The 7,144-nt window shown below is 72.8% G+C and carries 7 protein-coding genes; all 7 read left to right on the plus strand.

Features of this window, described 5'->3' with window-relative positions; genetic code table 11:
• The first annotated feature begins 222 nt into the window (after window positions 1–222).
• Entirely contained in the window at window positions 223–3,177 is a 2,955-nt protein-coding gene (locus tag ESO86_RS08580; RefSeq protein WP_129234523.1) for a Na+/H+ antiporter subunit A, read from the plus strand.
• A complete protein-coding gene (locus ESO86_RS20070; protein ID WP_129234524.1) occupies window positions 3,174–3,629 on the plus strand; it encodes an NADH-quinone oxidoreductase subunit K in 456 nt (151 codons plus the stop codon). The genes ESO86_RS08580 and ESO86_RS20070 overlap by 4 nt, the downstream gene beginning before the upstream one ends.
• Window positions 3,626–5,239 carry a Na+/H+ antiporter subunit D gene (locus tag ESO86_RS08590; RefSeq protein ID WP_129234525.1) on the plus strand — a complete coding sequence of 538 codons (1,614 nt, stop codon included), beginning with the start codon at window positions 3,626–3,628 and terminating at the stop codon, window positions 5,237–5,239. The genes ESO86_RS20070 and ESO86_RS08590 overlap by 4 nt, the downstream gene beginning before the upstream one ends.
• Complete coding sequence (locus ESO86_RS08595) at window positions 5,236–5,922, plus strand: Na+/H+ antiporter subunit E (RefSeq protein ID WP_129234526.1); 687 nt, start codon at window positions 5,236–5,238, stop codon at window positions 5,920–5,922. The genes ESO86_RS08590 and ESO86_RS08595 overlap by 4 nt, the downstream gene beginning before the upstream one ends.
• Window positions 5,919–6,191, plus strand: coding sequence for an MrpF/PhaF family protein (locus tag ESO86_RS08600; protein ID WP_129234527.1), 273 nt, complete (start codon window positions 5,919–5,921; stop codon window positions 6,189–6,191). Before ESO86_RS08595 ends, ESO86_RS08600 begins: the two co-directional genes overlap by 4 nt.
• Window positions 6,188–6,556 carry a monovalent cation/H(+) antiporter subunit G gene (mnhG, locus tag ESO86_RS08605; RefSeq protein ID WP_242492287.1) on the plus strand — a complete coding sequence of 123 codons (369 nt, stop codon included), beginning with the start codon at window positions 6,188–6,190 and terminating at the stop codon, window positions 6,554–6,556. Before ESO86_RS08600 ends, mnhG begins: the two co-directional genes overlap by 4 nt.
• Before the next feature lie 74 nt (window positions 6,557–6,630).
• Window positions 6,631–7,144: histone deacetylase (locus ESO86_RS08610; RefSeq protein ID WP_129234528.1), on the plus strand; the 514-nt coding region annotated here is incomplete at its 3' end.

Genomic DNA, 7,144 nt, shown 5'->3' on the forward strand with positions numbered 1-7,144 from the left:
GAGCACGCGCGTCAGCGGCGCCCCGGCCGGCGCCCCGCGCTCCGCGTCGAGCCGGGCGGCGAGGTCGATCGGATCGATGAGGATCGGCATGGGGCCATCCTCGCAGCCCGGCCGTGCCGGGTCATCCGGCCGACGCGGCCCAGGCGGGTGCCGCACCCGGTCCTCCCGCCGCGCCTCGCCTAGACTGTTCGGACGGTCGGCGCGCGTTCGGGGGGAGTACGGATGATCCTCTCCCTGGTGGCGTTCGCCGCCGTGGCCCTCGTCACGCCGTTCGCCGCAGGGCCCCTGGGCCGTCGCGTCTTCCCGATCATCGCGCTCGTGCCGGCGATCGTGTTCGCCTGGCTGCTGACGCTCGTGCCGGCCGTCTCGGGCGGCGAGGTCATGACCGAGCGCATCGAGTGGATCCCGTCGCTCGACATCGCGCTCTCGTTCCGGCTCGACCCGCTGTCGCTGCTGCTCGCACTGATCGTCACCGGCATCGGCGCGCTCGTGCTGCTCTACTGCACGTGGTACTTCCGCGACGACGAACCGTCGCTCGGCCGCTTCGCGGCCCTCCTGCTCGGCTTCGCGGGCGTCATGCTCGGGCTGGTCACCTCCGACGACGTGTTCGTGCTCTTCACGTTCTGGGAGGCCACGAGCGTGCTCTCCTACCTGCTGATCGGGCACGACGCGACGAAGCGCGAGTCCCGCGGCGCCGCGCTGCAGGCCCTGACGGTCACGACGTTCGGCGGACTCGCGATGCTCGTCGGCCTCGTCCTGCTCACGGTCGCGGGCGGCACGACCTCCCTCGCCGAGCTCGTCGCCGATCCGGTCACCGGCGCGGCGGCCGAGGTCGGCATCGCGCTGGTCCTCGTCGGCGCCGTCTCGAAGAGCGCGCTCGTGCCGTTCCACTTCTGGCTCCCCGCGGCGATGGCGGCGCCGACCCCGGTGTCCGCCTACCTCCACGCCGCCGCGATGGTGAAGGCGGGCGTGTACCTCGTCGCGGTGCTCGCGCCGGGGTACGCGGAGCTCGCGGTGTGGCATCCGATCGTCATCGGCATCGGCGGGTTCACGATGCTGGTCGGCGGATGGCGCGCGCTCCGGCAGGCCGACCTCAAGCTGCTCCTCGCCTACGGCACGGTGAGCCAGCTCGGGTTCCTGATCCTCGTCGTCGGCCAGGGCACTCGCGACGCGGCGCTCGCGGGCACCGCGCTGCTGCTCGCGCACGCCCTGTTCAAGGCCGCGCTCTTCCTCACGGTCGGCATCGTCGACCACGCCGCGGGCACGCGCGACAAGCGCAGGCTGTCGGGGCTCGCACGACGGATGCCGTGGCTCGCGGCCTTCGCGACGATCGCGGCCGCGTCGATGGCGGGCCTGCCGCCCCTGCTCGGGTTCGTGGCGAAGGAGGCCGTGTTCACGGCGCAGCTCGAGGCGGGCTCCGCCGGCGGGCCCGATGCGACCTGGGCGTGGGTCGCGCTCACGGCGGCCGTGCTGGGCTCGATGCTCACGTTCGCCTACAGCGCGCGCTTCGTGTGGGGCGCGTTCGGATCGAGGCGCGACGCCGAGCCGACGCCGCTGCACCACGAGCCCGCGATGATGTCGTTCGCTCCGGGCGTCCTCGCGGCGACCTCCCTCGCGACCGCGTTCGCCGTCCCGCTCGTCGAGCCGCTGCTCGACGCCTACGCGGCGGCCCTGCCCGGGCCGACCGAGTACCACCTCGGCCTCTGGCACGGCCTCGAGCCCGCGCTCGCGATCTCGGCACTGGTGTTCGGCGTCGGCGCACTGCTCGTCTGGAAGCGCGAGGCCGTCGCCCGCGCGCAGGCCGGCCTGCCCGACGCCATCGACGCCGAGCGCGGCTACCTCCGGATCATCGGCTCGGTCGACCGCGGGGCGGCGCGCGTGACGACCGTGATCCAGTCGGGCGGCCTGCCCGGATACCTGGCGATCATCGTCGCCGTGCTGATCCTCGGGCTCGGCGGCGCGGCCGCGGCGAACGGCGTCTGGCCCGACCGCATCCGCCTCGCCGACGGCTGGGCGCAGCCCCTCATCGGGTTCACGATGATCCTCGCCGCCTCGGCCGCGGTCGTCGTGCAGCAGCGCCTGACGGCCGTGCTCCTCGTCGGCGCGACGGGCTACGGCATGGTGCTGGTCTTCGGCATGGCGGGCGCTCCCGACCTCGCGCTCACGCAGGCGCTCGTCGAGACGATCACGATCGTGGTCGTGGTCCTCGTGCTCCGCCGTCTCCCCCGACGGGTGACCGACCGCCGCGCGGTCGTGCGGGCGCCGCTGCGCATCGCGCTCGGCGCGCTCGCCGGGATCGTCATGGCCGTCGTCGGCGTCGTCGCACTCGGGGCGCGGAGGGAGCCGACGATCGCCGAGGGGCTGCCCCCGCTCGCGGAGGAGGCGCACGCGAAGAACCTCGTGAACGCGCTGCTCGTCGACATCCGCGCCTGGGACACGCTCGGCGAGATCTCGGTGCTGGTCGCCGTGGCGACGGGTGTCGCGAGCCTGATCTTCGTCTCCGGACGCCAGGGCGGCGCGCCCCGCCTCGACCGCGTCGACCGGCGGAGTCGCTTCCGGCCGGTGCCGGAGCAGGCCGACAGCATGCGCTCGGCGCGTCGGCGCCTCGCCGACGTCGAGAACGAGACGGATGCCGCGTCCGAGGCCGCCGCGACGCGCCAGACGTGGCTCCTCGCGGGCCGCACGATCTCGCCGCGCAACCGCTCGATCCTCATCGAGGTGCTCGTCCGCCTGCTCTTCCATCCGGCGATCGTCGTCTCGGTGTTCCTCCTGTTCGTCGGCCACAACGCCCCCGGCGGCGGATTCGCCGGCGGCCTCGTCGCCGGGCTCGCGCTGGTCGCGCGCTACCTCGCCGGCGGACGCTACGAACTCGGCGAGGCCGCCCCGCTGGATGCGGGCCTGCTGCTCGGCACGGGGCTCCTCGTGGCGGCGGGCACCGCGGCATCCTCGCTCGTCTTCGGCCTGACCGTGTTCGAGTCGAGCTGGTTCGAGACCGAGGTGCCGGTGCTCGGCACGCTCTCGATCGGGACCTCGACGCTCTTCGACATCGGCGTCTACCTGGTCGTGGTCGGGCTGGTCCTCGACATCCTCCGGACGCTGGGCGCCGAGATCGACCGGCAGCTCGACGAGGCCGGCCCCGACGCCGTCCCGGCCGACCCGGCGGGGGTGGGCGCATGACCGCATCGCTGACGCTCGTCATCGTGGCCGCCGTGCTCTTCGGCACGGGCATCACCGTCATGCTCGAGCGGAGCCTCACGCGGGTGCTGATCGGGTTCCTGCTCGTCGGCAACGGCGTGAACCTGTTCATGTTCACCATGGCCGGGGCGCCCGGGCTGGCGCCGATCCTCGGCGAGGGCGTCGACCCCGACGCGATCTCCGACCCGCTCCCCCAGGCGTTCGTCCTCACCGCGATCGTGATCAACCTCGGCATCACCGCGTTCATGCTCGCGCTCATCTACCGCAGCTGGTGGCTCGCGCAGCTCGGCGAGCGCGGCGACCTCATCGTCGACGAGGACGAGATGGCCGAGGACGCCGAGGAGACGGCGGACCTCTACCGGAGCTCCGAGGAGGACGACCGCGCGGTGCAGGCGGTGCTCGAGGCGAGTGACGAGGACGGGGGCCGCGGATGACCGACGCGCTCGTGCCCCTGATGGTGCTGCTGCCGCTGCTCGGCGCGGCGGTCGCGCTCATGCTCGGCCGCCGCCTGCGCACCCAGATGGCGGTGAGCACCCTGGTCCTCGCCGCCGTCGCGGTGATCGCGGCGGTGCTGCTCGCGCAGGTCGACGCGTCGGGCTCGGGCATCTCGGTCGCGGTCGGGGCGTGGCCGCCGCCGTTCGGCATCGTGCTCGTCGTCGACCGCCTGTCGGCCATCATGATCATCATCTCCGCGCTGATGCTGCTCGGCGTCCTCGTCTACGCCGTCGGCCAGGGCATCGCCGACCAGCACCGCGAGACGCCGGTGTCGATCTTCCACCCGACCTACCTGATCCTGTCGGCTGGCGTGTTCAACGCGTTCATCGCCGGCGACCTCTTCAACCTCTACGTCGGCTTCGAGATCCTGCTCTCGGCGAGCTACGTGCTCCTGACGCTCGGCGGAACGGGCGAGCGCATCCGTGCGGGCGTGACGTACATCATCGTGAGCCTCGTGTCGTCGCTGTTCTTCCTCAGCGCGATCGCGCTCGTGTACGGCGCGACCGGCACCGCGAACATCGCGCAGCTGTCGGTGCGCCTCGCCGAGCTGCCGCAGGACGTGCAGCTCATCCTGCACCTGCTCCTGCTGATCGCGTTCGGCATCAAGGCGGCCGTGTTCCCGCTGTCGTTCTGGCTGCCCGACTCGTACCCGACCGCGCCCGCACCGGTCACGGCGGTGTTCGCCGGCCTGCTCACCAAGGTCGGCGTCTACGCCATCATCCGCACCGAGACGGTGCTCTTCCCGGAGTCCGACCTGTCGACGCTGTTCCTCGTGATCGGCGGGTTGACGCTCGCCATCGGCATCCTGGGTGCGCTCACGCAGGCCGACATCAAGCGCCTGCTGTCGTTCACGCTCGTGAGCCACATCGGCTACATGATCTTCGGCATCGGGCTCGCGAGCATCGTCGGCCTCGCGGCGACGATCTACTACGTCATCCACCACATCACCGTGCAGACGACGCTCTTCCTCACGACCGGGCTCATCGAGCGGTTCGGCGGGTCGACGTCGATCACCCGCCTCGGCGGGCTGCGGCGCGCGTCGCCGATGCTCGCCGTCCTGTTCTTCGTCCCGGCGATGAACCTCGGCGGCATCCCGCCGTTCTCGGGCTTCCTCGGCAAGGTCGGCCTCTTCGTCGCCGGGGCGGATGCCGCGGGCGGGACGACCTCGACCGAGACGCTCGGCACGTCCTCGCCCGGCCCCGCGTGGCTCATCTGGACCGTGGTCGCGATCGGAGCGGCGACCTCGCTCGTGACGCTGTACGCCCTGGCGCGGTTCTGGAACCTCGCGTTCTGGCGCCCGAAGTCCGAGCTCGAGGGCTATCGCTCCCGGATCATCGACTCGGTGCAGGAGGCGCCCGCCGGCGCCACGGTCGTGGCCACGCGCACCACCCCGGTCCTCATGCTCGCGGCGACGGCCGCGCTCGTCACGTTGACCATCGCGCTCACGGTGTTCGCCGGGCCGCTCTTCGAGCTGTCGGGTCGGGCCGCCGAGAACCTGCGCGATGCGAGCGTGTACGTCTCGATCGTCTTCCCGGGGGGTGTGCGATGACGGATGCCGCTCGCGAGCCGGTCGCGGCCGACCGGGGTGCCGCCGCCCCGCCCCCGCCGCGCCGCGAGGACCTCACCCGTTGGCAGGTGGTGTGGCGCCAGCTGCCCCTGCTCGCGGTGCTGGTCGCGCTGTGGCTGTTCCTCTGGGACCACGTCGACGTGCTCACCGTGACCACCGGCGTGATCCTCGCGATCGTCGTGACGCGCACGCTGTACCTGCCGCCGGTGCTCCTCAGCGGGCGGTTCAACCCGTGGCGCGGGCTGCTCCTCGGCTTCATCATGATGTACGACGTCACGGTCGCGTCGATCCAGGTCGCCGCCCGGGCCGTGCAGCCCGGCTGGCAGCCGATGAACGCGATCATCGCGGTGCAGCTCCTCACGCGCTCCGACCTGGTGACGACCCTCACGGCCGAGGCGATCACGGTCGTCCCCGGCACGGTCGTCGTCGACATCGACCGCGAGCGCGGCCTGCTCTACCTGCACGCGTTCGCCACGCGCAGCGAGGCCGACCTCGAGAAGGCCACGGCGCACGTGCTCGCGACCGAGGAGCGGATCGTGCTCGCGATCGGCACGCGGGAGCAGGCCGCGGCCGTCCGCGAGGCCCGCCGGCAGCGGAAGTCGCAGGGGCGGCCGCAGTCCGAGACCCAGCCCGTCGAGATACCGGACCGGGAGGAGGACGCATGAGCCCGCTCGCCGTGATGGGCGTCGCCGCCGGAGTCATGTTCGGCGTCGGAGCGATCGCCGCGCTCGTGCGGATCATCCGCGGGCCGACGACGCTCGACCGGGCCCTCGCGACCGACGTGCTGCTCGCGATCGCGATGTGCGGCCTCGCGGCCGAGATGGCGATCAACCGGCACACCGACACGCTGGTCGTGCTGCTCGTGCTCGCGCTCTTCGCCATCGTGGGGTCGATCGCGATCGCGCGGTTCATCGGGAAGGAGGACCGATCGTGAGCGCCGTCGAACTGGGCGTGGGCGCCATCATCCTCCTCAGCGGCTTCCTGTCGATGGCGGCGGGCATCGGCGCGCTTCGCTTCCCCGACGTGCTCAGCCGGCTGCACGCCGCGACGAAGCCGCAGGTGCTCGGCCTCGCCGTCGTGCTCCTCGCGATCGTGCTGCGCGTGCCGAGCTGGGGCGTCGTGTCGACGGTCGTGCTCATCATGACGTTCCAGCTGCTCACCCAGCCGATGACCGCGCACATGCTGGGCCGCGCCTCGTACCGCTCCGACGCGCTGCGCCGCGACCTCCTCATCCGCGACGACCTCGGCCGCGACATCGCCGAGTACGAGCGCGAGCGCGACGACGACCCGGCGCGCTGACCGCCGGCCTTGCGGGCCCCGGCCGTGCCGCGCACAATGAGGACCCGAGGCGCCGCGTGCGCCGGGGAGGGACCGTGGATCGCGTCTGGTACGTCGCCTACGGCTCGAACCTGAGCTCCGCGCGCTTCCGCTGCTACGTCGCAGGCGGGCGTCCGGAGGGCGGGGCGCGGACCTACGTCGGCTGCCGGGATCGCACGGAGCCGGCGGCGGACGCACCCGTCGACCTTCCGGGCGCGGTCTACTTCGGCGGCCGTTCCCGGGTGTGGGGCGGCGGGATGGCGACGTACGACCCGCACGTCCGCGGCAGCGTCGCGGGGCGGGCCTACCTGCTCACGGTGGGCCAGCTCGCCGACGTGGTCGCGCAGGAGACGCGGACCCCGGTCGAGGACGGCCTCGACCTCGACCGGATGCATCCGTCGACCGGGCGGCTGCACCTGGGGCCGGGCCGCTACCGCACGCTGGTCCGCGTCGGGGCTCGGCGCGGCATCCCGCTGGTCACGCTCGCCGCCGACCACGAACGCGATGTCGCCGCGCCGTCCGCCGCCTACCTGCGGACGATGGCGGCGGGCCTGCGCGAGTCGAGGGGCT

It is taken from the genome of Agromyces binzhouensis, from assembly GCF_004135055.1.
GTDB classification, from domain to species: domain Bacteria; phylum Actinomycetota; class Actinomycetes; order Actinomycetales; family Microbacteriaceae; genus Agromyces; species Agromyces binzhouensis.